Genomic DNA, 25,889 nt, shown 5'->3' with positions numbered 1-25,889 from the left:
AGGCAGCTGGTCAGGGTTTTTGCTTTTGGCTATTGAAAATAGTAATTACTGGGCTGGATACATCAGTGCTGAGAAATAGCCACCAGTATCGCCTCCGGCCCAACACTCCACATCGTTATCTTGGCAGGATGGTATATAGGTTTTACACAGCAGGCTGGGTTCAGAATTCTGTATGCTGATATCTTTGTGTAAATAGCCATCCGGATGGAAAATACGACCCAGATATTGGCCTTGCATAGCGATAAATCCCTTTACGTGAATATTGCCGCCTACAGGATAAGATGGGGCATCGTTATTGTGCGAGTAACAGGCAATAAAACCATTATCCTGATGGGTAAGAGAAATGACAGGCATGAATTGATGACGAATATAACTGTAATGTATTTGGTTATTTTCCAGGCCATGGCTGAGAGTGCTTGATATTAATGAAAAAAAGGCAATGAATACTCTTTTTGAGACTGTAGATTTCATTCAATATGCTCCTGCTGTTTTAAATAAAAAGTATTTTCTAATTGATGCGTAAATCATTATTCATAGATATAGATTGTTAGAATCACTGATAGTTGCATTGCACTATCAATTGTTATTGATTCTGACCCCCTATTTGTGGGGGCGTTCTCTAATTAATGGATAATAGGAACTGTCTTGGTTTTAGCAAGAAAGCAATGTGTGTCTACTTTTATATGGCCCGATGGGTAATGCCATCAATACAGGCTGCATAAGTAAGAGAATGCTTTCATGACATTTCCTGCCTCACAGAGTTCCTGGTTTGTAGTGACCGTGTTTATTTTTGCGACACTTTATGTCGCAGCACGGCACGCTAAGCGTAGTTGCTCATTTGATGAGTTTGCCCTGTCAAAAGGGTTTTTTGGTGCATTTCCATTGATGACCAGTATTGCAGCAACGGCCATAGGAAGCGGTTTTATTCTGGGTATTGGTGAGAAGGTCTATGCACATGGGCTGATTTATGCAATGTGCCTGCTTGCAGGCCAACCTTTGCAGTTCATTCTATTGGCCGCAATTGCCCCAAGATTAAGACACTTTCATCACTGTTTCAGTATTGGCGATATTCTCGAGAGCAGCTACGACAAGCGGGTTCGTTATGCCTGCGGTATTTTTTGGGTCTTATTCTGTGCCGGGATAATTATTGTCCAGATGGCAGCCATTGGACGCGTTGCGGCATTGATTTTGCCTATACCAATCTGGGTCGGCAGCCTTGTTGGTGGCGCTATCATCGTTGGTTATTGCTCGCTCTGTGGTATTCGAGGGGTGGTTTCAACGGATGTTATCCAATTGAGCTTGATTGTGCTGGGAATATTTTCCGTTATTAGCGCCGGTATGCAGTATCTCGGAGGCTATGAATCATTTGTTCATCAATTAAATACCGAACAGGTGATGGGGTTGGCGGATCTGGGTGCCATAGGGGCATTGTCACTCTTCCTCAGCTTCGTCCTTGGCGATTTTATGATTCCTCCAATGGTGCAAAGGGTCATGATGGCGCGGAGTCATTATCAGGCCGCTTTAGCTTTGTCATCTGCCTGTGTTGTTGTGGTGCTTATTGCTGCTGGGGCAGGTTTTCTGGGGCTTCTCGCATCGGTTGTGAATCCTGATGCTTCAGTACAGTCAGCCATTAATGAACTGTTGCTGATGATTCTCCCCGGAGGTCTTGTCAGTGTGGCGATCTGTGCCATTTTGGCAGCTATTATGTCGTCTGCAGACAGTTATCTGAATACAGCAGCAATAGCGGCTACCAGGGATGCGTTGCCACTATTTATTAAGCAAGAACTGAGTGAGTCGCAGCAGCTGTTGATTATGCGCGTAGCGGTGATTGCGATTGGCGGGCTCGCCATGGTGTTCAGTCTGTATAAAGGTGATCTGTTGAGTATCTTGCTATATGCATTCAATTTCTGGGGGCCAACGGTGGTTGTTCCGTTGTTTGGTGCACTGTTTTATCAAAAGTTGCCACCCAGACTCTTTTTCGTGCCAGCAGGTATTGGCTTATCAACAGCGCTGCTGTGGGATTATTTGGCCTTGCAGCATCAGTTTTACCTAAGTGGTTTGATTGCCGGTATGCTGGCCTGTGGTGTGATTTATAGCGTCATACTGGTCATTATTAAGCGATGTTCCCCCTGCCTGATAACACCTATGCAGGGGGAGTCATACGATTAGAATTGCGGCAACCAAGGCTTCTGGGCTTCCAGTAATTCTTCAAACAGGTTGTCGATCTGTTCCAGAGTACACAGGGCAGCAGTCAGCGGATCCAGTGCCAGGGCATACTTGGCAGCCTGCTTATCGCCTTTGAGAGCGGCTTCTACGATCAGCTCCTGAACATTGATATTTGTTTTGTTCAGGGCGGCACATTGCGTGGGGAGGGTGCCAATCGTTTCCGGATGCAAACCTTCACTGTCGACATGTATCGGCACTTCAACGACGCAGTTAGCTGGCAGGTTATCAATCAGCAGACCATTATCCTGCTGGTTCGCAACATTACCGTTAATGCGTGTTGGTGTATTGGTCAGAATGGCGTGAATCAGTTTGGCGCCATTGAGCATGTTTTCTTCAATTCTGAATGATTGCTCGCCTGCCAGCTGTCGGTTGATTTCTTCGTTAGCCAGGGCATGTACTTCCTGCTCCAATGCCAGCAGGTTCCAGCGCCTTGGCAGGAACTGGTTGATCATGGCCTCATTCTTACGGAAGTAGGGCACATAATCGGTCATATGCCAGTGATTTTCCGTACTCCAGTAGCCGAAGTGTTTGAGTATTTCACAACGAGGAGCGTCGTTTTTATAGACGGCAGGGTTATCAGGTAGCTTGTGAATCAGTGGATAGAGATCTTCGCCTCTGTGACGGAACTCCAGCATCCAGGTCATATGGTTGACGCCACCGAATCGATACTCAATATCTTCGGGGACATCCTGATACATTAATGCCTGCCATAACTCGGGCGTATGTGGATGATCTACCCAGGGGCCGACGCCAAGATACCCAGCCAGCTGGGAAGCGGTATAGCGAACACCGTAACAGAGGCCGATGCTGCGAATAGACGACGCCTGACTGGCTGCCCAGGTCAGTGGTGCCAGCGGATTGGAATAATTAATGAAGAGCGCCTGCGGACAGACCTCTTCCATATCGCGGAGGATGGACAGCACGGGCGGTATTTGACGAAGACCCCGGAAAATCCCGCCAGCACCCAGTGTGTCGCCCACTTCCTGGCTGATGCCATAGCGCTGGGGGATTTCCATATCCAGTTTCCATGGCTCGAGGCCGCCCACCTGGATGGCATTGATCACGAAATCAGCATTACGCAGTGCTTCTTTCTGATTCACCGTCATACTCAATGTGACGGGGACACCGGCCTGCTCAATCATCAACCCAACCAGCCGGAAACTGCGTTCCAGCACCTGTTCGTTGATATCTTCCAGCACCACTTCTGTCGGTGGCAGATCTTTATACGCAAACAGAGCAGACAACAACTGACGTGCAAACATGGTGCTGCCGGCACCGATGACCGTGATCTTTTTCATAGCCTCCCCGCTGATAACGATTTAGCGACGGTGGGTCTTCATCAGGAAGGCATAGACTGAGACCGAAACAACAATAATCAGACCGTAAACCATGCGCGTCCAGAACCCGGAAAGTCCGACGGCTATGATACCGGATTCGATCATGCCGATGACTATGGCACCGATCAATGTTCCGAACAATGTGCCGGTTCCGCCGAACACAGACGTGCCGCCGATAAAGATCGAGGCAAAGACCAGCAACAGGTAACCTTCGCCCTGAGTTGGCCACCAGTTGGCCATTTCCAGGCATACCATGACGCCAACCAGAGCGCTGGTCAGTCCCATCAGGGTAAACAGCAGGATCCGGGTGCGATCGGTCGGAATACCCATCATTTTGGCCGTATTGATGTCGTCTCCAATAAAACGGACATTGTCGCCAAAGGTGTGTCGTTGCAGCATGAGCCAGGCGACCACGGCCAGCACCACGCACCAGATCGCCTGCATGGGCAGCCAGCCGAACAGGCGGCCGACCAGCAGATCATGCAGCCAGGTGGAGCGGACATCAATCAGGCTGATGGCGATACCGTCGGCAAGCACTGTCGTAAATCCATACCAGAAAAACTGGGTGCCAATCGTGGCGATAATAGAGGGAACGCCGAGCCGGACAATCAGTAAGCCGTTAATCAGTCCTGCGATACTGCCACCCAGCAGTGCTGCAACCAGAGCTGTGAGACCGCTGCCCGTAGCGGTAAACACGACAGCAAAGAGATAACCGGAAAAGGCCATGATGGCCGGGAACGACATGTCCATTTCCCCGGACACAATCAGGAAGGTCAGCATCAGCGCCAGTATGGCCGGGAACGGAATACTGGTCATGAAGGAGGTATAAATGCGCAGGGAGCCAAAGGTGGCCGGGCTTAACACCAGGAATGTTGCCCAGAGCACCAGCAACAGGCCAAAGGTGCCCATCTGGAAACGGTATTGGCGCAGAAACAGGGTCATGACGGGGCTCCATTCCGTTGCAGGGTGTTTTCCCGGGCAATATTGATCAAAGTGGTGCTGAGTTCTTCGAGACTGATGGCATTACGGGCGTGTTCAGCCACAATCCTGCCGCGGTCGACAAAGACAAACCGGTCCGCCACGTCGTAGACATGGGCCATGTTATGGCAGATCAGGATGCAGGAGCGGCCAGTGGCCCGTATACGACGGATGAAGTCCAGCACTTTGCCCACTTCGTGCAGGGAGAGGGCGTTGGTGGGTTCATCCAGAATGATGATTTCGGCATCAAAATGCATGGCGCGACCGATGGCGAGGCCTTGTCGTTCACCGCCAGAAAGGATGCTGACATCAGAATCCGGCGTGATACCTATGCCGCGCAGGCCAATGTCCTGCAACAGTCGCTGGGTGATCAGTTTTTCTTCCTGAACACGGATAAAACCAAACTTGTTGCGCAGATGTCGTCCGACAAACAGGTTCCGCCAGAGGGGCTGTTTTTCACCGAGCGAGCGCTCCTGGTACACAGTTTCGACACCAAGTTTTCGGGCGGTGGCGACGTTATAACGGGAAAAATCAATTGCCTGGCCACTGATCTTGAGCGTACCGCTGTCAGGCTGATGCAGGCCCGCCAGTATCTTGATCAGGGTCGATTTACCTGCGCCATTGTCGCCAACAATGGCGACGACTTCACCGGCATTCAGGTCGAAATCGATATCTTGCAGTGCATGCACGCCATTGAACCACTTGTTCATGCCGCGCATTTCCAGGCGTTTGGTCATCCGGGGAACGTCTCTTTATCCAGGGAGTCAGGCCAGGCGCGCAGAGAGTCTGCGCGCCGGTGAGTATTAACGGAGGCCTTGCTTGGCCAGTGGTGCGATCAGGTCGATATTCTCACGGCTGATAAAACCACCGCCGGTATTGATGTTCAGACCGGAGAAACCATAGCGTTTGGTCAGGACAATCTGCAGAACGGGCAGGTAGCCCTGCAGGAAAGGCTGTCCGTCACCCACCAGGTCAACGTAGCCGCTCTGGATGGCTGCCGCTGTGGCGGGAGACAGGCTGAAGCCTGCTGCGAAAATCTCATCCGGGCCGACGCCTGCAGCACGCAGCAGGTTTTCCAGCTGGCCGGTCAGGGCGCCATGATCGATCAGGATCATCTTGGTATCAGGGTGACGAGAGAGGTAGGCGGTCATCAGCGGCATACCCAGCGTAGGATCTTTATCCAGCTCGGCGCTGATTTCCATGTAATCCACCTGCAGACCGGCGTCTTCCAGTGCTTCAATCATACCAACGGTAGACAGTCCGCGGTTGGGCTTGCTCTTCAGTCCCCAAACCAGGGCGCGTTCACCGGCTTTCATGGGGTGGCGACGCAGGGCTTCCTGGGCCAGCAAGGTGCCGCGGCTTTTGTTATCCACACCGGCGTAACCAAAGCCTTGTGACTGGTGCTCAGCCATCAGGCGTGGCAGCTCGGTATCGCTGCTGGTGACGATGATGCCGCTGTCTTGCGCTTCATCAATCAGTGCTTCATAGGCGTCATCGCCGGGGTGACCCATCACCACCAGGCCGTCTGGTTTGGATGCAATAGCACGGTTGGCGTTTTCGATCATCTTCTGTGGACTCCAGTCGGAGTACAGGAACCGGATATCACAGCCGAGATCCTCACAGGCCTGCTGGGCGCCATTTTGCACAATCGTATTGTAAGCGCCACCTACGGGACCGCCGGTATCAAACCAGATGCTGACGTTTTCCCCACTGCGGGTTGCCGCCAGAGAAACACTGGTGTTGAAGGATGCAAGTGTGACGAGAGACAGGGCCAGAAGTGTTCGAATTCGCATTGTTTGCCTCTGAATCGGTAGTGGTGTGGAGTGTCTGGCGTTTATAAACGCCTTATAGGAGTAGAGGCCGGTATCCTACTGTTCAGGTATTGTGTGGGGTATTAGCAGTATCCGTAGTGCTGATTGGTGTTAATGGAGGCAGTCTTTAAATGTTTGTTATTTATAGAGTTGTTTAGTATTTAGCATTTGTATTTGAAAAGCAGGTATAGGCTGTTTTCAAAACGATAAATGAAAGATCAACACTTTTTTATGAAGGCTGATCTTCCACTCATAATGCCAGGCAGACTATCTGGCAATGGAGTTTAAACTGACTCGGTTGTCTGCTGCGCGTGTATTTCTTCTAGCCGAGTCGCCGTATCTTCCATGAGTTGTCGGGTGGGTAATTGCCCCGCTGATGCTCCATCCTCATTACCCGGTGCAGGTAGCTGATGGGAGGCAGTCTGGTCTGAAAGGTTGGGGAATGGTCCGTTTGTTGATTCTTGCTGTTCTTTATTCCAAATGAGGGTGTCAAACATTGCCCGAACTTGATCATCTGCATATTTGAGAGGTTGAGTATCCAGTCTTGCGGTTGCTGCGGAAAAAATAACGGCACCGCAAATGACGCCAACTGCAGAGCCTATGAGACCGCAGACAAGACCGGCAAACGCGATAAAAGGAAAAACGAATATGACAAGAAGCCAACTGTCAGTGCGCTCAAATAACCTTTTGATACTGGCAAGCATTGGTACGCCTACGCCTAAGACCAAACCGCAATACATACCTATCCCTGTACCCACAAAAAACATGATGGGTGTGAAAATAATTCTTATGGTCCATTTGCCAAATGTTTTGCCGCCTGATTTTGTGACAGGTTGTGGATCAGCGGGATTAGGCTCACTGTTGGCGGGTGTTGGTGCTCCAGAGCCTTGTGGTCCTGGTGTTTCGGCCCCTTCCGGCGAGGCTTGGTGCCCCGCAGGCTGTCCATTATTTGCAGCAGGCAATGTATCACCGGATCCCTGATCTGTGGGCTGGCCAGATGTTGAAGTTACAGTCCGCCCACCCGCAGTCACAGTAGTGGGGGGAGTAGTTGTTATCGGAGCTGGGCCAGTCACCACCACGGGTGAGGCAGTCGTTACTGTTGATCCACCGCTTTCCTGCATGCTTGTTTCTCCTTCATAATCAGAGTCAGTACAAATGATTGCGGTTTAAGGATTAATATCAAACGTGGCGAGTACTGTCCCTTGCTTTAATAATTTGAATGGAAATGAGTTGGAAAGTTCAATGGGTGTGTTATTTCTGAAGTGGTTATGGGTAACCATTCTTAATATAACGTTTAGATTTTAATATTTTTGCTAAAAAACAATTACTCGTCAGTTATTCTGATTTTATGACATCAAATTAAATTGTTTTGATTAGCGTAACAGCAGGCGTGCCATATGGATTTTTCTGGAGGGACAGGTTTTGAGACACGCTCAACCGATGGATAATAGTTATTCCTGCTAACCCGCTAGTTAGGAGCGCTAGTTGTCGTATTCCGGGAGTTAACGAAAAAAATACGTGAAACGTATTTTTTAGCCATCATTTTTGACAGAATAGATCCGCAGAATAAGTAATAAAGAAGAGTGAAACATGCCAAAACTGCTGATGCGATGTCTGACCGTTCTGTTGCTGGTACCGCTGCTCGCCCAGGCGAGTGATAAGTTTGAGGAGGGTAAGCACTATATACGCCTCAGCCAGCCTATCCCTACTGCTGACCCGGCCAAGGTAGAAGTCATGGAGGCTTTCTGGTACGGCTGTCCTCACTGTTATCAGCTGGAACCTTATATTGAGCCCTGGGCCAGAACACTGGACACCGATGTTAAATTCCGCAAAGTACCCGCCCTTTTTGGCAGGGAATGGAAGGTACACGGGCAATTATATTATACCGTTAAGGCTCTGGGGCTGGATGCTAACAAGGTCGATGCTGCAATTTTCCACAGCATCCACCAGGAAAACCGTCGGCTGAACAACCCGGAAACCATGGCAAAGTTCCTCAAGCTGTATGACGTATCCGAGGAGCAGTTCACCAAGGCCTACAACTCCTTTGGGGTGCGGAACCAGTTGAGGCAGGCGGATGCATTGATTCGTGGAGCGCAGCTTACCGGCGTACCGGCATTGGTGGTCAACGGCAAATACCGTATTTCTGCCAGGGAGGCCGGTAGTGCCAAGGCTATGTTGGAAGTGGCTGATTTCCTGATCAAGAAAGAACGTGAGGCGCTGAAGCCCAAAGGGTAATTCAGCACCTTCTGGTGAGTCTGGCGCTGCTGGCTGGACTCATCCCTCAATCAGTTGCTCTACGGCTGATTTGACATCCTTGGGGATGGCTCGCATACGAGGCCAGGAAAGTTTCTGGTTCCCTGCATCATCTACATCCATATGGGCTATTTTGGCGCCACCCGTCTGCCGGTCGAGTACCCGTATACTGAATTCCGGGGTTTGGCCCTCTGGCGTATTTTCATCCAGTTTGAGGTATATCGCCCAGGACTTGTCCTCGGACTCCCACTGGGGTTGCTCAAGCACCTGCAGATGCTGAACGCTTTCATTCAGTTCTTCAAGCGCCTGGCGCAGGGCTGCGGTTTCTTCCTGCTCGCGTCGTAACTTGCTTTTTAGCTGGGTAATCTCATTCTGCTTGCTACGGCTATCCTCCTGAAGGCGTTTAACCTGGCTTTTCAGGCGCTTGGGGTTATCCGCCTGGAGGGTTTTGAATTCGCGAGTCAGCTGGCGATTTTCTTCTCTGAGTCTGATGAGTTCGCCGGCATCGGCCTGTTGTCCGGGGGCTGACGGTTCGCTCTGGCTAATCGATGTCATGGTTCTCTCCCGAAAAAAGCCCGGAATTTTACCAAGATGTCTGGGAAATGCGTGTCCGGAAAAGACACAGTGGCTTTTTGCTGGTACGTCATTTACAGGCTCATGAATGTTCAGCCGTGGACTGGCGTAGTATTATGCCTGCCAGAGGGCTGCGATCATTGTGTATCATCGAGTGTCATTGAGTATAGATCGTTGGCGGATTGTGTCTCAGGCGCTGAGATGGATCGTAGACCCTGAACGAATAATAACAAGATGGTTGTACTGGCATGAATTTGTACCTGCGTTTTTTGTTGTTGATCCTGCGGATTATTGCTTGCCGTCGCTCGCATACCAGAAAGCCCCTGGAAACCAGTATCCAGTCGTTTACCGTTTGTCCGCATGACTGTGACATCAACCTGCATTTGACCAATGCCCGCTATTTCAGCTTTATGGATCTTGGCAGAACCTTGCATATGGCGGAATCCGGATTATTGAGATTGACATTGAAGAATCGGTGGAAGCTGATTGCCAGCGCCCAGGAAATTGCTTATTTCAAAGAGCTGCCGCCCTTTCAGCGATTTCAGCTACATACCACGTTACTCGGCTGGGACAACAAGTATTGTTATTTCGAACAGCGTTTTGAACGAAAAGGACGACTGTATTCCCTTGGGCACTCCCGAGTCGCGATTGTTGGGTCCGGTAAGGTTCTTGACCCGGGACAGGTCATGCATGCGCTGGATCTGGATTGCCAGGAACGTGAATTGCCTGACCAGATCAAGGCCTGGAAACAAATGTTATCTGTAAAGCGTCAGGCATTATCCAGGGATTAATCAGGACACATTGAAGGCGTCTTTCCTGGCGTGAAGCGTCAATAGTTGCATGGGAAGAGTGATACTCTTCCCATGATTGTCAGTGCTGTCAGGCGACGTCGTTTTCCAGCATCTGGGACTGCCCGATCTTGATCTTGCGAGGCTTCATGGCCTCAGGGATTTCCCGCACGAGCTCAATGTGCAATAAACCATTTTCCAGGTTCGCGCCGGTTACCCGAACATGGTCGGCCAGCTGGAAGCGGCGTTCAAAATTACGCTCGGCGATACCTTGGTAAAGGTACTTGCTGTCCCTTTTTTCACTTTCTTTTTTGCCTTTGACCAGAAGAACATTTTCCCGGCTTTCGATATCCAGTTCATCGTCTGTGAACCCGGCGACTGCCATGGTAATGCGATAGTCATTCTCACCCAGCAGTTCAATGTTGTAGGGAGGGTAACCGTTCTGGTTGCCGGAGGTGTTCAGGTTTTCCAGCAGGCTGGCAATGCGGTCGAAACCAATGGCGGAGCGATACAGTGGGGACAGGTCGAAATCCAGAGTAGGCATGATGATATCCTCATAATGAGCAATATTAGACAAATGTCGCCTTCCTTTCAGGACAGGCTGTCAGTAGCGGTTCTCTGTTGAGCAACCGCTGTAACTCTATATGAGGGCGCACCAGACACTTTCAAGTCGGTGGAATAAAAAATCATCCGTTCTTTGAGCCGTCGCCATGAAGTACCAGTTTCATGTCCACCATCTGGTCGCCGTCAAAAATATACCGGCCAGTGAACGACTGGTTTGAGAGCATTACAGGTATCCAGTACTGGTCGTCTTCCCACATTTCGTCGTAGGGAATAGCATCCAGGTTTGCCCATACCGGTACCGCTTCGTCAGTTTCCGTGACAACCCCGTCATAATCGGTCGCCGTGAAAACATGCACATGAATGGAGTAGCCATCGGTAAACTGGAAACAGTTATCGCCGTGGTAGCGAATATGTTTCGGCGTGATGCACAGTTCCTCCTGTACTTCCCGAATAGCGCAGGCTTCTATGGTTTCTCCGGCTTCCAGCTTGCCGCCTGGGCCATTGATTTTGCCAGCGCCAAGCCCCCGTTTTTTGCGAATCAGCAGGATCTGGCCGTCCTTAATGACAAACAGGAGGGTGGCCGGATCGGCTGCCTGCCAATTCTGCCAGTCGATGTCACAGATCTTGTGGGGGATTGTGGTGGTGTCCATGGAGCCGTGCCCGCCAGTTAAAAGTCGCAACTATAGCGGGCAAGGTCGAAGAATCATAATTGATTTGACGTACTTCTTTTCGGGTAAGGATGCAGCTCGGCCAAACTGATGGATTTGTCATTTGTGGTCACCTGTCGCGCATGGTGCCTTTTAAGCTGGCGGGGCTCCCTGACGCCACAGGCATTGGCAATCAGTTCGACATCATGTACCAGGTTGTTGTGATAGTGCGCGACGCGTGTTGCCTTGTCGGCAGGGACCAGCCCGCGCTGCAATTTACTGTCATGGGTGGTAATGCCGGTCGGACAGGTATTGTTGTTACATTGCATGGCCTGTATGCACCCAAGCGCCATCATGAACCCCCGGGCGGATACCACGAAGTCTGCCCCCATGCACAACGCCCAGGCGACATCGGATGGATTGATCAGTTTGCCGGAAGCGATGACCCTGATACGCTCCCGTAAACCGTGCCGGATCAGTGTATTGGTGACTTCAGGCAGGCTTTCACGAAGGGGCAGACCCACATCATCCATCAAGGCCATGGGGGCTGCACCGGAGCCACCGTCCGCACTGTCGATGGTCATGAAGTCAGGGGCCGATTCAATGCCGCGTTGATGAATGACAGTGCATAATGTGTCAAGCCATTGAGTATCGCCGAGTACAAATTTGATACCGACAGGCTTACCTGTGATGGAGCGGACATGATGAACCATGTCCAGCAGCTCTGTACACGAATGGATTTCCGGATGGCGATTGGGGCTGATGGAATCCTGGCCCACAGGAATCAGTCGAATCGCGGCAATCTCTTCCGATACCTTGTTTCCCGGGAGAATGCCGCCTTTTCCCGGTTTGGCGCCCTGGCTGAGTTTGATTTCAAACATTCTGACCCGGGCGTGGGAAGCTATCTCACTTAATCGCTCATCATCCAGTTTACCCTGCTCATCACGGACCCCGTATTTGGCGGTACCGATTTGAAAGACCAGGTCACAGTTGCCTTTCAGGTGATAAGGCGAGAGTCCGCCTTCTCCCGTATTTAACCAGCAATGGGACTGTTTGGCGCCGAGTGACAATGCAGTAACGGCAGGTGCGGAAATCGCGCCAAAGCTCATGCCTGAAATGTTGAACAGGGATTTGGGACGATACGGCTTACGGCAGTTTGGGCCAATCAATACGATGGAGGCTTCATGGGCTTCCTGTGTCAGGGGGGGGAAGGGGTTGTTCAGGAATAAGACACTACCCGGTTCCCGTATGGTTTTGGTGGAGCCGAAAGCAACCGTTCTGTCGATATTTTTGGCCGCACGGTACACCCAGGCGCGCTGGGCGCGATTAAAGGGCATCTCTTCCCGATCACCGGCAAAGAAATATTGGCGGAAAAATTCGCCCAGGTGTTCAAATATATAGCGAAAGCGGCCCAGAACCGGATAGTTTCTCCGGATAGTGTGTTCTGTCTGGTTCTTGTCGATGAAATAAGCAATCGCGATGGCAATGATCCCGGCGCCCAACGTCAAAATAAGCAGTGAAGCAATGACCTGCAAAATAGTTGATAACGCAGCGGCATACTCATGATTCAGCAATTCCATGCTTTTGGGCTCCACTATCCTGTGAATGATTATGTGAACAGTATAGAAGTATAAGGGGGAGGTTGCGGTGCTCTTATTTGGCTCACGCCAGATATAAAACGGTCGGTAGATACGTCGGTGTTTTGGGTGGGTTACCGGTAAGTTTAGGCCGCTGACTATAAGCCTCGTGGAGGTTCCCAGGTAGGTATGGCGATCCCCAGGCAGCGCTTTGGGACGAAACCAGCGGACAGAACATCAAACGCTGCGCTATCCAGAACGGGGGAATCGTCGTTTTTCCCATTGTGGTTTTGTGAAAGGCTGATAGCTGACTGTCCCAGCCTCTAGGCGGATGGCTGATCAAGAAAGGAGCAAACGGCAGGAAATGATTGATGGAATTGCTGGTGGCTGTTCCAGTCATGACGAATGCCAATAATCTGGGTGATACCCGCACGAATAGCAGCCGTAATACCGGCATCCGTATCTTCGAAGACCAGTACATCATCGGGTGATTGCTGGATACGCTGGCAGGCCAGGCGGTAGCTGTCGGGTGCGGGTTTGGGGTTGATGATGTCGTCGCCACAGACCAGTGCCTGAAAGCAATCGGCCAGCTTCAGGCGATTCACTATGGCTTCGACAATGAGGCGTGATTCACTGGTGACCAGTGCCAGCGGGTAGCCCCGGGTGTGCAGGTCATGCACAAAGCTGTCTGCGCCCGGGGTCATTTCCAGTTGGGATTGAAGGAGCTCCACGTAATGGTGATGGAAGTGTTCCGCGAACTCCTCCTGGCGAGCCTGGATACCGGTACGAACCATTAACCGCTCTTCAATCGTCCGCCATGGACTCCCCAAGAGATCTGCATACCAACGGGAACGCCAGGTGCCTCCAGCCTGTTCAACCGCATAACCCAGGGCTTCGGCTTTCAGGGGTTCACTGTTGATCAGGGTCCCGTCAAGATCGAACAGGACGGCTGAGAAATCCTTTTCTATATACCGCATTATCTGTCTTGTGTTAGTAGCAGCCAGGAAACACCTGCAGGATTTGCTGTCAGGTCATTGACCGCTCGTTAATCATTGGTACAGGTGCGTGTAGACCTGTTCACTTTCCTGACCGTCAGGGGTTTTGACTGAAATATTCAGCGTATGACCTGAATTGATGTTCAGCCGGGCGATGCCATCACGGGTGGTTTCCCCTTCAGCGATCGTCAGACCGTTCTCGCTCCTGACGGTGATATGTGCCTGATGAATTTTCCGTCCCTGATAGGCGACGGAAACGATGAGTTGATCAAAGGTGCTGGCCGGTTTGACGATCAACTCATCGGCTATGGCGCTTCCGGCGAGAGCCGTCATCAGCAGCATGGACACAACCTGGCGCATTGACGAACCTCCCTGTACTGCAATGCGTTTACTACCAGTTTAGGCGCTGGTGTCATGGGGTTTGTTGCTGAGGGGCGGTGTGAAGGGAGAAAAATGCAGATACCCAGGGGGAAAAACACCAGATCGTCGTATTTCCGTCGATCTGGTGTTCAGGCTGTTATTAATAGAGAGAAGGTTCACCGGGCGGACGTGTCTTGAAACGCCGGTGCTGCCAGAGATACTGCTCCGGATGCTGACGGATACGCTCTTCAATCAGCTGGTTGATACGGGTGGTATCGGCCACATTGTCCTCAGTGGGGAAATGTTCCAGTGGCTGTGAGAAGGTCAGAACATACTGGTTGTTTTCATCCAGGTAATAATTAGCCATGAGCACCCGGGCGTTGCTCAGGCGGGCAAAGTCAGACACGCTGGGTATCGTGGCTGCGTTCTGTCCAAAGAAAGGCACGAACAGGCTGCGTTTCTTGCCCATGTCCTGGTCTGGCAGAATGATGCCCATTTCCCCTTTACCCATGAAGTGAATCAGATCCTTGACCTGCTTACGGGGGATATAGCGCCCTTTATAGGGATAGCTCTGCCGACGCACGCTGCTGATGTATTCGTAGAGCGGGTTATCGTGCACCCGGTACAGCAGGTTGAAGGGCAGGTATTCCGCGGCGATCCTGCAGACCATCTCGACACAGCTCATGTGCATGCAGCAGAACAGGATACCCTGCCCCTTGTCGATATGGCGGCGGATATTCTCCAGGCCTTCCACCCGGCTGATCCGGCGGATTCGCCGGCTGCCGGCAAACCAGGCCACACCGGGCTCCAGCAGGGCAACGCCGATAGCCTCGAAGTTGCGTACCAGCAGGGCTTCTCTTTCAGACTCGGAGAGTTCCGGGAAGCAGAGTTCCAGATTCCGGCGGGTCACCTTGACCCGGCTGCCGCCAATTTTCAGGAACAGGTGGCCGATTTTCCGGCCGATTTTCACAATCCAGGCCATGGGCAGGCGACCGATGAGCCACAGGGTGCCTATCAACAGCCAGAGTCCCCAGTAGCGGGGGTGCAGGAACGCGCCCTGGAAACGGTAAGCCTTGGTGTACATCCGCTCTTCGTAGGGGATGTCGTCAGGAGTGGTGGGGTTCAATGTTCGCCTCAAAGAGCATCATGACATTCTGGGGCGCGAGTATACCGTAATGTGATGACGTCTTCCTTGCCTGATGCTTATCCGTTTGTTAACAGATGTAAGAAAGCGCCCCAGGCGGCTGACATTGATTTTCATTGGATAGCGGGCGCTGCTCCGTCATGCCTGTTGTGAGGTTCCGGGCGTCAGGTTAATAAAAAATCCAATCATTTCGGGCGTTGACCTTGCGGCCCGCTTGCTATGATACTGTATATATGAACAGTATCGTTTCTGATGAAAAACCCTGGCCAAGGATGATTGCGCTGGTGGATATGAATGCCTTCTTTGCATCCATTGAACAACTGGACCGGCCCGAATGGCGCGGGCGTCCGGTGGGCGTGACCAACGGGCGCACGGGCACCTGCATTATTACCGCTTCCTATGAAGCGCGGGCCTGTGGGGTCCGGACCGGGATGCGGGTTCGGGAAGCACGGGCGCTGGCGCCGGATTTTATCCAGGCGCCGTCGCGGCCGCATCGCTATGCCCAGGTGTCATCAAGCATCATGGCGGCGCTGGAAACGGTTACGCCTGATATCGAGATTTTCTCTGTCGATGAAGCGTTTCTTGACCTGACCGCCTGTCAGAAGCTGTATCGCTGCCCGGTTGATGCGATTGGCAGAAACATTAAGCGCTGCGTATTCGAAGCCTCAGGACTGCTTTGCTCGGTTGGGATTAGTGGGGATAAAACCACTGCCAAATGGGCCGCCAAGCAGCAGAAACCCAATGGTTTGACGATCGTAGAGCCCTGGCGGGCAGCTGAGCGGCTGGCGGCTGTACCGGTGACAGAATTATGTGGCATCAGCACGGGGATTGGCCGGTTCCTGGCACAGCATGGTGTTTATTGTTGCGGAGATATGAAGCAGGTTCCCATCAGTGTGCTGGCCGGGCGTTTCGGTAACCTGGGACGAAGGATCTGGCTGATGGCCCAGGGGCTGGATCCTGAGCCGCTGCACCGGGAGGTCAAACCGCCAAAGACCATCGGTCATGGCAAGGTCATGCCGCCGGATACCCGGGATCGCCGGGAAGTGGATCGTTACCTTATGCATATGTGCGAGAAGGTGGCGACCCGGCTTCGCCGTCATCAGCTACAGGCCGGCGTGTTCAGTATTGGCCTGAATACCCGGCGTGGGTGGGTGTCGCGGAAACTGAAAACCGTGCATCCCACCGCTGACAGTGGCCCACTGATCGCCCTGGCCCGCTTTTTCCTGGATCACTGGTGGGATGGCGCCGGTGCTCACCAGGTGCATGTGGCGGCGCTGGACCCTCATCCGCAGGCCAGCCAGGGGGAACTGTTTGCTCCGGATCATGCCCGGCGGGACCGGGTGCTGGCGGTGATGGATGCCGTGAACCAGCGTTACGGTGAATTTGCGCTCTGCCGGGCGCCGCTGGTGAAACGGTCCGAGATGCCCAATGTGATTGCCCCGTCCTGGAAGCCCGCAGGACACCGAAATACCCTGGAACCCTGAGGAGCCGGCTGTCATGCCGATTGGTGTGATTTATCGTTTTGACCAGAAAGAATGTGCCTGCCGCTTCTGCAGACCGGGAGCGCGGCTGCCGGTATTGACCCGGGATGGCGAGATGCGATTGTTACTCTGGGGACGCCGGCGGTTGGATGCCTGCCATGGTGACTTTCCGTTCGGCGGCTGGGCACGGTTGCACAATATTCAGGGAGGGCGGTGGAACCGCTTTAATCCTGTACCGGTCAAGATTCCGGCGCAGGCTTTTATTGAGCAGGATGTCAGCGGGCACGAGCATCGGTTTCCTGTCACGGAGGGACAGTATCTGCAGGGGTTGGTCAGTCGTATTGGCGGCGAACAGCGGGTATATATTGTTACGTTGGAAACCAGTCTGGATGATATCTGTTTTGAACGCTGGCCCCGGCTGGTTGCGGCAGTGACCTGAGTTATCCGGGCATCAGGTCTGGGCTGATTCTTAATGCGTCCATGGTATTTCGGGTGGTCTGGCTGGCAATGACTTCCGCTGACTCCGGGCGCAGTTGGCAGAGTTCTTCCAGGATCAGTGGCAGGTATTCCGGGGAGTTTCGTTGGCCTTTGATGGAGGCCGGGGGCATGTCCGGAGCATCCGTTTCCAGCACCAGGCTGGTCAGCGGCAGATTGGCGGCCAGATGGCGAAGTTTGGTCGCACGAGGGTAAGTCATCGCCCCGCCAAAGCCCAGTTTGAAGCCCATCTCGATAAACCGGTTGGCCTGCTGTTCACTGCCAGACCAGGCATGAACGATTCCCCCTTCCTGGAAGTCGAGCTCCCGGAGTATCTTCAGTATCTGGTCATGGGATTTCCGGGCATGCAGGATCACCGGGAGTTTATGGGTTTTGGCCACTTTGACCTGGGCTCTGAACAGTGATTCCTGTCGATTTCTGTCCAGATGGTCAAGATAGAAATCCAGACCAATTTCGCCAATGCCGATCAGACGAGTAGGCTGTTGCAACAGTAGTTGTTCAAGTGTTGTCAGGTGGTCCGTATGGTGTTCATCGATAAAGTAGGGATGCATACCCAGGGCGTATAACAGGCTGACTGATGAATCTGACAGTTGCTTAGACAGCGCCATGATGATTGGCCAGCGTGCTTTCGTTGTTCCTGGCAGCGTAATGGCACAGATAGCCTGCTGAATGCACCTGTCGAGGATTGGCTGGCGATCAGCATCAAAGTCGTTGAAGTCCAGATGGCAATGCGAATCAAAAAGCATCATTGTTCACGGGTGAAGATAATTTAAATAATGGTTAATTGTATTATTGATTATCTGTTAATTGCAAAATGATATTCCTGTTTTTTTTATTATTCTGATAATTAATTAATTGTTGGGGTTTTGTTTTTCTGGGAAGGTTTTTAAAAAGAGTTTGGTTTTGTATGCGCTAATCTAATGGTTATTGAGGTAGGAATAGTCTATTTATGGAGAAGTGTTATGCCCGGCATTAGGAGTGGGGGGAGAAAAGGTAGTGGTGTTGCTAATCAACAAGCTACCAGAAAGAAGAGAAAGTCTGATGCCGTAGATGTTAATCTTGGCGCTAAAAAGTTAAAAGTTGCTGTTGTAGATGTAGAGCCCAAAAAATCTAAAGGTTTTCTATCCAGTCTGAGAAACGCATTGGGTATGAAGCCTAAAGAAATAAAAGGGTTAAAGGAAAGATGCGCTGCGGTTGTTGACACTGTTGATCCTGATAAGAAAACGAAAGAGGGAGTGGATTTATACGGTAAAAAAACCACGGAGCAGTTGAAGTCATATAATGAGCATGCACAAGTTGTTGTCCAATCAAGAGAGGCTATGGGTAAGGTATTAGAAGACTTACATGACCCGAATGCCAGAATGAGTTCAGAAGGGGTAACTACATCTATTGATACCCTATATCATACGTGCGAGGCGCTGAATTTCGGGCCGGATGTTCTTGAATCACTTAGAAACGCAGCCCGTGGCGTTGAAGCGCAATTAAAAACGGATAAGGAATTTGTTGCTGGTTTCCAAGAAACGCTAGAAACTAAGAAGACAGTTCTGCAAACAGCAGAGGATAAATTGTCGGACTTTAGGCAAAAGATTGAGCAGGCTGTTGGAGATGACCAAAAAGATGAAATGAAAGATGCAATATCGGAGATCCTCAAGAATAGATTTGCTGAAAAGTTTACTCGGATAGATGTCAGGGAAGGTAAAAAGCAAAAGATTAAGAACAAAAAAGAAGCAGAGGAAGCTGTGATTAAGCAGTTAGAGATTGACTTGTCTACGTATGCTGGTACAAGGAATGCGAAGCTTAAAGAATTAGAGGATCAAAAAAAGGCTCAAAGAAAAGCGAAGGGGCTTTTGTCTCAACTTGACGCGTTGAGTGCGGCGACAGGAAATAAGAAAACTCTCTCTGCAGTGGAAAAGAAAAAAGTAGAAAGCTCGATGGAGAAAATTTTAGACGGAGTTGTACAACTTGGAGGAATGGTTCCTAATGCCCAAAAGGAAATCGATGATTACAGGAGGGGACTGGATAAGCTAAGAGAAAGCGCCCAGAGATCTCTTAATGAAGCTAAAAAGAAGAAAGCTGAAACACAGCAAGCAATTGTAAAATTGAAGATGAATATGCTTAAACATAAGCTCAGTTGGTTAGGCGATACAGTAGCAGCGAAGAAAGCACTTGCTGAGTTTGAAAAAGATGTGTGGGCAAAGAGCAAAGAGCTGGAGAAGAAAGCAGAGCTTCAGGAGAAAGCGTTACGTCCAGTGGTTAAAGTGAAAGTACCCAAGCGAATACCATTTAAGAAGCTGTGGCAGCAAGAAAAAGAGTTATACAAGGCAGATTTGAAGCAACGAGATGTTTCCAGCATACAGCCGAATACTGTGAATACAGCCGAAGAAGCTAAAGAGATGGCACCGCCACTGGTACCGCCACGTCGGGCTCTCCCGATACCATCAGCTCGGGGGAAGAAACGCAGCGCCCCTGACGAGGTGCATGAAATGGAGCCGTCGTTAAAACGTGGACGTCATGACGAATCCGTTGCGCCTTCAATCCCGGATGTTGCCGCAGATGCGGGCAATAGAACGATTAAGCGAGCACGTCGTACTGTTCGGCCCACGAAACCAACTACTTCACCGCCGCCACCGCCTGATGTTGTGCCATCCAGTGATCCGGTACAGACACAGCAGGCCAGTCCAAGAAGGCCAAATCGTCGTGCCCCTCCGCCGCCTGGTGTTGTGCCAGCAAACGATCCGGCACGCAATCAGGAAGCGAGCATGGATATTGACGCAGTAAGTCAGGCCGTCTTTAGATTTTTTGAGGAAGCAAGGGAAAACGGATATCTGAAAGATGTATTTCATGGTGACAGATATACTAAAGAAGGCCAAGATGCTTACGCTAAAGATCTGATCAATGAATTAAAGACTGATTTGCTAAAAGCAGGCTTCCCGAAAAATATTCCAGATGAACTGGAGCAGGTTGCAACAGAATTTGTTAATACAGAGATTGTTGCTATCGAAGGTGAGGATCTTGGTTCAATTAAAAACATTCTGACCCGTTGGGCTGAAAAACAGCGCTAGGGGAAAGGAGCTCAGGGGAATGGTGAAGGCCCTGTATATGTTGATGGTCTTGAGCTTGATTAGTATCCATTGATCTGCATTAGGTGCAAAGCCAAACGATTTGAATATGTTGTAGTAGAGTAGCCGTGTAAATACAGGATTGGTTGTATTTGCACGGCTGGTTTTTTTTAAGTCCCATTCCCTGTCGCTATCCCTCATCGAACCGCCTGAAAAAGCTAGAGACGGACTTGGCCGTCATAATGTTTCACCTATAATCAACGACCACCAAACTAGGCGCTAGGCGAGTGATAAAGAAAGGCTATGGTGGGCAAAAAACTCTTAGTGGCAGGCTGTATCTTCGTGGGAATCGGATTGATTCTTTACCTTCCACGCCTGTTCAACCCGATAGACAGCAGCCCCCCGATTGGCCGATACGACTGCCTGAACCGTGACGCACCCTGTCAGGCTGATATGGATACTGTTGGTCAGGTATCCCTGCAGATTGAGCCAGCCAGTTTGCCCTCCATGCAGCCTCTTTCGTTGACAGTCACGCTGCCAACGGAAAACGTTGATGCCGTCAGTGTACAATTCGTGGGACGGGACATGGATATGGGACTTCAGCCCGTCATGCTGGCGCGGGGCTCTGATGACGACACTCGCTGGCGAGGCGAGGGGGTTATCAGTTTATGTACCGTCAATTCAGAGATGGTATGGCTGGCTCGGCTGAATATGGTGGTGTCAGGGAAAGCGCAAGCAATTGAGTTTGTGCTGGGGCCGGCAACACATTAAATGATCTTTTGGGGGGACAGCAGCGATCATACCTCCTAAAATATCAGACGTTTTTATAATTCATAATCTAGGGTGATGCGGATTCAGCCAGCATCATCAGGTGGTAGTGAGAAAGGATGTCAGACGTATGAAAGGTATGGCGCAGTCTCTGTCAGCCGTTACACGACGCACGGGAATACTGTCGCATGGCCGGCAGTATGGTTTTTGGCATTGCTTCATGGGATTGATGGGGCTGTTGGTGGCGGGCACGAGCCTGGCTGTCGATGTTACCGTGTCTGATGCCCGTATCCGGGCGATGCCACCGATCTCCAAGAATACGGCAGCGTATGTGGAGATCAAGAACAATAGCCCGCAGGCCATTGACCTGGTGGCTGCCGATGTTCTGGATACCAGCGGCCGACCCGTTGCGGACAAGGTGGAGCTTCACACCACGCGCATGGAGAACGGGTTGATGAAGATGGAGCATCTGGCCGGCATACGCATTGAGTCTGGCAAGGTTGCACGGCTTACCCCGGGTGGTAATCACATCATGATCATGGGGCTGCATCAGCCGTTGAAAATCGGTGAAGAGCTGATGCTCAACCTGTCGTTCTCAGATGGTGAGCGGGTGAAGGTGAAAGCATCGGTTGTGAAAGTGCTGACTGATGTCAAACCCCAGCCTGTGATGGATCATCATCAGACCCTGATGGTCACCGAACCCCGAGTCCGTGCCATGCCGCCGGGCAGCAAGAATACCGCGGCTTATTTGACCATCAAAAACGTTGGCCAGAAGGATGTGGAACTGATTCGGGTGGATACACCGGTGGCGGATGTTGCTGAATTCCATCTGAGCAAGATGGAAGATGGCGTCATGAAGATGGAGCATATGGGCGAACCCCGCATTCCGGCCGGTAAAAAGCTGAAGCTCCAGCCGGGTGGTCGCCATATTATGTTAATGGGGTTGAAAAAAGACCTGGTGACGGGGGAAAAAGTTCCACTTGAACTGCATTTCAGTAATGGCACGGTGTTAAATGTGCTGGCGCCTGTGAAAAAAATGGTATCCGAGAAAGGCAACCTTTCCTCCTGAGCCCATGATTTACCTGGCTGCCATTTTCTCGTAAACAAGTGGTAGTCAGGCGCGTGGTGTCCTGTCGTCGGTAAATATCCTTATATCAGCCTGGATAATGGCTGTGTAGGGTGGCATCGTGAGCGGACGTCACCTTATTCTCCGAATAACAAACTGTCAGTACGTCGCAAGAAATCGCTTTTTCCTGCCATGTGATGACGGGACACGACAGTCTCGCCTTCCCTTTATTGTTTGTTGATAACATCAAAACCACTGTTCCGGGCTGACAGGTACACCGGGGGTGTCGAACTGTCAGCCGTCAGGTTATGGATAATTCAGAATGACGGAAACACTGACCACCGCAAATCCAACATTTTCCCGCAGAAAACCCGGTGTTCTGGGCGGCGCACTGATCGTGGCCGGCAGCACCGTGGGCGCAGGCATGTTTTCACTGCCTGTTGTCACCAGCGGTATGTGGTTTGGTTGGTCGTTGTTGCTGTTGCTGGGCGTCTGGTTCTGTATGTACAGCGGCGGGATGTACCTGCTGGAAACCAACCTTTGCTACCGGCCATCCGACAGTTTCGATACGCTGGCCGGTGATACCCTGGGGCGCCCCGGGCGGATTCTGAATGGTTTATCCGTGGCGTTTGTGTTGTACATCCTGACCTATGCCTATGTCTCCGGCGGTAGCTCCGTGGTCAGCCATAGCCTCGGTATGCTGACGGGCATTGAGTTGAATGCCAGTTTCTCGGCCTTATTGTTTGCAACGGTGCTGGGTGTGTTTGTTGTCGCTGGCGCCGGAGCCGTTGATCGTATTACCACGGTCATGCTGGGCGGTATGGTGCTGACTTTCCTGGGGTTCTGTCATGGATTGTTGAGTTCTGCAGACCGCCAGACACTTTTCCCCGGTTTGCCGATGACAGAAACAATGCCCTACATTGCGGGAGCGATTCCGTTTCTGATGGTCAGTTTCGGCTTTCAGAACTGTATCCCCAGCCTGGTGAAATATTTTGGTAAGGAACCGGTTGCGCTGCGCCGTGCTGCGATTATCGGCACCCTCATTACCCTGATGTTCTACCTGGTATGGCAGGTCAGTGTCCTGGGTAACCTGGAACGTAATGCGTTTCCTGCGGTGCTGGCTGCTGGTGGCAATATTGGGCATTTGATCGGTGCACTGGAGCAAAGTGGTGTCAGCCTGGGCTTATCCCTGCTGTTGCAGTTGTTCTCCCATTTGGCCGTAGCGACTTCTTTCATTGGTGTAGCACTGGGTCTGTTTGACTATATTGCTGATCTGTTCGGTTTTGCCAATGATTTGCAGGGACGCCTGATTACCGGACTTATGACCCTGGCGCCACCTACAGTGCTTGCGATCGTGGCACCCAATGGTTTTCTTGCCGCGATCGGGTATGCGGGTATTTGTGCAACGGTCTTTGCCTTGATTGTTCCGGTGTTGATGGCAGCTGTGTGCCGCTCCCGGGGCATGAATGGGGGATACAGGGTACCGGGCGGAACCCCGCGGATGGTATTGGTTCTGCTCTTTGCGCTGGTTGTACTGATTTGTCAGTTGATGAATATGGCTGGATGGTTGCCTGCATTTGGCAGTTAAGTCTGCAGGATGCGGTATTGCCTGAATGACAGGTAAACGACATTCGTGACATTAAAAGAAAAACGGCTTTCTTCCGGTGTGGAAGAAAGCCGTTTTTTTATGGTGCGATTCAACCGAAGATGGCCTGGATAATATAGAAAAACAGAATTGCCAGCAGTGCACCGGCTGGCAGGGTGACAATCCAGGACATGAAGATGGTGCTGATAACCCGAAGGTTCAACGCACCAATCCCCCTGGCGAGCCCAACGCCGAGAACCGCACCGACCAGGGTATGGGTAGTGGAAATAGGCAGGCCGGTACCCGACGCAAGTACGACGGTACTGGCTGCGGATAACTCTGCGGCAAAGCCACGGCTGGGCGTCAACTCGGTGATATGTTTGCCGATGGTGGCCATGACCCGGTAACCATAGGTTGCCAGCCCCGTGATGATGCCGATACCGCCCAGTAGCAGTATCCAGCCCGGCATGGCTGATTTGGCAACGATTTCACCACCCGACATAACGACACTGGCCACGGCAGCCAGCGGACCAACCGCGTTAGCCACGTCATTGGAACCATGGGCAAAGGCCATGGAACACGCGGTGAAAATCATCATGACGCCAAAGACTTTTTCCACGCTGGAAAAGTGGAATGCCTTGTCAGCTTTATGGTCTTCCTTAATCCGGCTGATGGCCAGCTTACCGACGATCATGACCACCAGGCCGATGATGACCGAAATCAGGAAGCTTTCCATATCCGTCAGTTCCAGGCCGATATGTTTCAGGCCCTTGGTGAAGGTCACCATGGCCATCATGAAGCCAACAAGGAACATATATACCGGCACGTAACGCTTGGCGTTTCGGAACGGATTATCAGTATCCAGAATCAGCTTCTGGATACTGCTGAACACCATAAAGGCCAGCACACCTGACAACACCGGTGAGACGACCCAGCTGGCAACAATAGAGCTGACCTTACCCCAGTTGACTGCATCCACTGAAATGCCGACAGCCGCAAAGCCGACAATGGCACCGACAATCGAGTGCGTGGTTGAGACCGGCCAGCCAAAATGCGTGGCGACCAGTAGCCATGTGCCAGCGGCCAACAGCGCTGCCAGCATGCCGTAAACCAATAGCTCCGGGTTGGACACCAGCTCCGGCATGGTGGGGTCAAGAATCCCCTTCCGGATGGTTGCGGTGACCGAACCGCCGGCCAGGTAGGCGCCGGCAAATTCCAGTACGATAGCGATAAAGATTGCCTGCTTGACCGTCAGCGCCTTGGAGCCAACGGAGGTGCCCATGGCATTGGCGACGTCATTGGCGCCGACGCCCCAGGCCATGAAAAAGCCAAATACACAGGCCATGATCAGCAGGATCGTGCCGTATTCTGCAATGATTGACATACTGCGTTTCCAGAAAGTAACTGAGCAGGGAAGTTATTTGGCCAGTAGCAGCTGCAGGTAGCTGCCCACCCGTGAGGCGCGATCCGCCAGATCGCCCACCCAGTCGATGATCTTGTACATGAACATGACATCTACCGGCGGCAGTGATTTTTCCAGCGCGAACAGTACGCGGCGAATCTGAACCTGCAGATCATCGGTCTCGCTTTCCAGGTTGTCCAGTTCCTCAATCATCTCCTCGACCATATCGGCTTCTCGTCCACGGAAGCCGGTTTCAAGCAACTCGTCGAGTTCGTTCATGGCTTTGAGGGCCTGGGCGGAGGTCTGGATTGAGCGGTTCAGGTAATGGCCCAGGGCTTCATGGAGTTCTTCCGGAAAACGCATCTGGCGACCCAGCACCAGGCCGGCGATATCCTTGGCGCGGTTGGCAACCTTATCCTGTACCGTCACGATTTCCAGCAGGTCGGTTCTGGGAACCGGGAGAAACAGGCTCTTGGGCAGTGACAGGCGCACCTGTTTCTTGATCTGATCCGCTTGTTCTTCCAGATCCACGATGCGCTGCTGGTAATGTTCCGCCTGCTCCCAATTCCCACTCAGTACTGCTTCGAAAAAGGGCTGCAGTTCTGAGGCACATTCATGCACCAGGCTGATATGTTTTTGAATAGGGCCGATAGGCGAACGGCCAAATACGCTGGATAACAGGTTGCTTGGGGGCATGCGCCGGTTACCTGGGTCGATGTGAAAAGGGCGTTAGTATAACGATCTTCAGGGTAGGTGGAAATCCGTATCCGGTTGGCCTGT

At 51.7% G+C, this 25,889-nt stretch carries 25 protein-coding genes; 9 read left to right on the top strand and 16 right to left on the bottom strand.

What is annotated here, in order from left to right; translation table 11 throughout:
• Positions 1–45 precede the first annotated feature (45 nt).
• Positions 46–471, bottom strand: coding sequence for a hypothetical protein (locus AC27K1_RS20780; RefSeq protein WP_487152707.1), 426 nt, complete (start codon positions 469–471; stop codon positions 46–48).
• A gap of 267 nt (positions 472–738) precedes the next feature.
• On the opposite strand from AC27K1_RS20780, the gene AC27K1_RS20775 reads away from it, so the two are divergent.
• On the top strand, positions 739–2,169 hold the full coding sequence (locus AC27K1_RS20775; protein ID WP_487152706.1) for a sodium:solute symporter family protein: 1,431 nt from the start codon (positions 739–741) through the stop codon (positions 2,167–2,169).
• On the opposite strand, the gene melA is transcribed toward AC27K1_RS20775, so the two are convergent.
• From melA to AC27K1_RS20750, 5 genes are all read right to left on the bottom strand, one after another.
• Positions 2,166–3,524 (bottom strand): alpha-galactosidase, encoded by a 1,359-nt coding sequence (gene melA / locus AC27K1_RS20770; RefSeq protein ID WP_487152705.1) that lies wholly within the window; start codon positions 3,522–3,524, stop codon positions 2,166–2,168. The genes AC27K1_RS20775 and melA overlap by 4 nt on opposite strands.
• Positions 3,525–3,545: 21 nt before the next feature.
• The gene (locus AC27K1_RS20765) at positions 3,546–4,505 is read right to left on the bottom strand and encodes an ABC transporter permease (RefSeq protein ID WP_487152704.1); all 960 of its coding nucleotides are present in this window, start codon (positions 4,503–4,505) and stop codon (positions 3,546–3,548) included.
• The gene (locus tag AC27K1_RS20760) at positions 4,502–5,278 is read right to left on the bottom strand and encodes an ATP-binding cassette domain-containing protein (protein WP_487152703.1); all 777 of its coding nucleotides are present in this window, start codon (positions 5,276–5,278) and stop codon (positions 4,502–4,504) included. Before AC27K1_RS20760 ends, AC27K1_RS20765 begins: the two co-directional genes overlap by 4 nt.
• A 66-nt stretch (positions 5,279–5,344) precedes the next feature.
• Complete coding sequence (locus AC27K1_RS20755; protein ID WP_487152702.1) at positions 5,345–6,334, bottom strand: sugar ABC transporter substrate-binding protein; 990 nt, start codon at positions 6,332–6,334, stop codon at positions 5,345–5,347.
• Between the two features lie 302 nt (positions 6,335–6,636).
• Positions 6,637–7,473: a hypothetical protein gene (locus AC27K1_RS20750; protein WP_487152701.1), complete on the bottom strand. Its 837-nt coding sequence runs from the start codon at positions 7,471–7,473 to the stop codon at positions 6,637–6,639.
• A 469-nt stretch (positions 7,474–7,942) separates the two neighbouring features.
• Between AC27K1_RS20750 and AC27K1_RS20745 the strand changes: the two genes are divergently transcribed.
• Positions 7,943–8,587: a thiol:disulfide interchange protein DsbA/DsbL gene (locus AC27K1_RS20745; protein WP_487152700.1), complete on the top strand. Its 645-nt coding sequence runs from the start codon at positions 7,943–7,945 to the stop codon at positions 8,585–8,587.
• 39 nt (positions 8,588–8,626) lie between these two features.
• Here AC27K1_RS20745 and AC27K1_RS20740 read toward each other — a convergent pair whose 3' ends face one another.
• A complete protein-coding gene (locus AC27K1_RS20740; protein WP_487152699.1) occupies positions 8,627–9,160 on the bottom strand; it encodes a hypothetical protein in 534 nt (177 codons plus the stop codon).
• A 266-nt stretch (positions 9,161–9,426) separates the two neighbouring features.
• Here AC27K1_RS20740 and AC27K1_RS20735 point away from each other — a divergent pair, with 266 nt between their 5' ends.
• On the top strand, positions 9,427–9,969 hold the full coding sequence (locus AC27K1_RS20735) for an acyl-CoA thioesterase (RefSeq protein WP_487152698.1): 543 nt from the start codon (positions 9,427–9,429) through the stop codon (positions 9,967–9,969).
• Positions 9,970–10,057: 88 nt separating this feature from the next.
• On the opposite strand, the gene AC27K1_RS20730 is transcribed toward AC27K1_RS20735, so the two are convergent.
• From AC27K1_RS20730 to lpxL, 6 genes are all read right to left on the bottom strand, one after another.
• Entirely contained in the window at positions 10,058–10,510 is a 453-nt protein-coding gene (locus tag AC27K1_RS20730) for an Hsp20 family protein (protein WP_487152697.1), read from the bottom strand.
• A 142-nt stretch (positions 10,511–10,652) separates the two neighbouring features.
• The gene (locus AC27K1_RS20725; RefSeq protein WP_487152696.1) at positions 10,653–11,180 is read right to left on the bottom strand and encodes an 8-oxo-dGTP diphosphatase; all 528 of its coding nucleotides are present in this window, start codon (positions 11,178–11,180) and stop codon (positions 10,653–10,655) included.
• Positions 11,181–11,233: 53 nt separating this feature from the next.
• Positions 11,234–12,757 (bottom strand): FMN-binding glutamate synthase family protein, encoded by a 1,524-nt coding sequence (locus tag AC27K1_RS20720; RefSeq protein ID WP_487152695.1) that lies wholly within the window; start codon positions 12,755–12,757, stop codon positions 11,234–11,236.
• A gap of 320 nt (positions 12,758–13,077) precedes the next feature.
• A complete protein-coding gene (locus AC27K1_RS20715) occupies positions 13,078–13,731 on the bottom strand; it encodes an HAD family hydrolase (protein ID WP_487152694.1) in 654 nt (217 codons plus the stop codon).
• Between the two features lie 72 nt (positions 13,732–13,803).
• A complete protein-coding gene (locus AC27K1_RS20710; protein ID WP_487152693.1) occupies positions 13,804–14,109 on the bottom strand; it encodes a hypothetical protein in 306 nt (101 codons plus the stop codon).
• Between the two features lie 160 nt (positions 14,110–14,269).
• Positions 14,270–15,247: an LpxL/LpxP family Kdo(2)-lipid IV(A) lauroyl/palmitoleoyl acyltransferase gene (lpxL, locus tag AC27K1_RS20705; protein WP_487152692.1), complete on the bottom strand. Its 978-nt coding sequence runs from the start codon at positions 15,245–15,247 to the stop codon at positions 14,270–14,272.
• Positions 15,248–15,486: 239 nt separating this feature from the next.
• On the opposite strand from lpxL, the gene AC27K1_RS20700 reads away from it, so the two are divergent.
• The gene (locus AC27K1_RS20700) at positions 15,487–16,737 is read left to right on the top strand and encodes a DNA polymerase Y family protein (RefSeq protein WP_487152691.1); all 1,251 of its coding nucleotides are present in this window, start codon (positions 15,487–15,489) and stop codon (positions 16,735–16,737) included.
• Between the two features lie 13 nt (positions 16,738–16,750).
• A complete protein-coding gene (locus AC27K1_RS20695) occupies positions 16,751–17,173 on the top strand; it encodes a hypothetical protein (RefSeq protein WP_487152690.1) in 423 nt (140 codons plus the stop codon).
• 1 nt (position 17,174) lies between these two features.
• Here the strand turns inward: AC27K1_RS20695 and AC27K1_RS20690 are convergent, their stop codons facing one another.
• A complete protein-coding gene (locus AC27K1_RS20690; RefSeq protein ID WP_487152689.1) occupies positions 17,175–17,975 on the bottom strand; it encodes a TatD family hydrolase in 801 nt (266 codons plus the stop codon).
• Between the two features lie 216 nt (positions 17,976–18,191).
• Here AC27K1_RS20690 and AC27K1_RS20685 point away from each other — a divergent pair, with 216 nt between their 5' ends.
• From AC27K1_RS20685 to AC27K1_RS20670, 4 genes are all read left to right on the top strand, one after another.
• A complete protein-coding gene (locus AC27K1_RS20685; protein WP_487152688.1) occupies positions 18,192–20,291 on the top strand; it encodes a coiled-coil domain-containing protein in 2,100 nt (699 codons plus the stop codon).
• Positions 20,292–20,591: 300 nt separating this feature from the next.
• Positions 20,592–21,059, top strand: coding sequence for a hypothetical protein (locus AC27K1_RS20680; RefSeq protein WP_487152687.1), 468 nt, complete (start codon positions 20,592–20,594; stop codon positions 21,057–21,059).
• Positions 21,060–21,186: 127 nt separating this feature from the next.
• Positions 21,187–22,125, top strand: a complete 939-nt coding sequence (locus AC27K1_RS20675) for a copper chaperone PCu(A)C (protein ID WP_487152686.1) — start codon at positions 21,187–21,189, stop codon at positions 22,123–22,125.
• Between the two features lie 319 nt (positions 22,126–22,444).
• Positions 22,445–23,710: an aromatic amino acid transport family protein gene (locus tag AC27K1_RS20670; RefSeq protein WP_487152685.1), complete on the top strand. Its 1,266-nt coding sequence runs from the start codon at positions 22,445–22,447 to the stop codon at positions 23,708–23,710.
• 109 nt (positions 23,711–23,819) lie between these two features.
• On the opposite strand, the gene AC27K1_RS20665 is transcribed toward AC27K1_RS20670, so the two are convergent.
• Both AC27K1_RS20665 and AC27K1_RS20660 read right to left on the bottom strand, forming a co-directional pair.
• Positions 23,820–25,091 (bottom strand): inorganic phosphate transporter, encoded by a 1,272-nt coding sequence (locus AC27K1_RS20665; protein WP_487152684.1) that lies wholly within the window; start codon positions 25,089–25,091, stop codon positions 23,820–23,822.
• A 33-nt stretch (positions 25,092–25,124) separates the two neighbouring features.
• Positions 25,125–25,805, bottom strand: a complete 681-nt coding sequence (locus AC27K1_RS20660; RefSeq protein ID WP_487152683.1) for a TIGR00153 family protein — start codon at positions 25,803–25,805, stop codon at positions 25,125–25,127.
• Positions 25,806–25,889: the final 84 nt, after the last annotated feature.

It is taken from the genome of Kistimonas ophiarachnellae (assembly GCF_057552235.1).
This window is presented reverse-complemented; position numbering and strand designations above follow the sequence as displayed.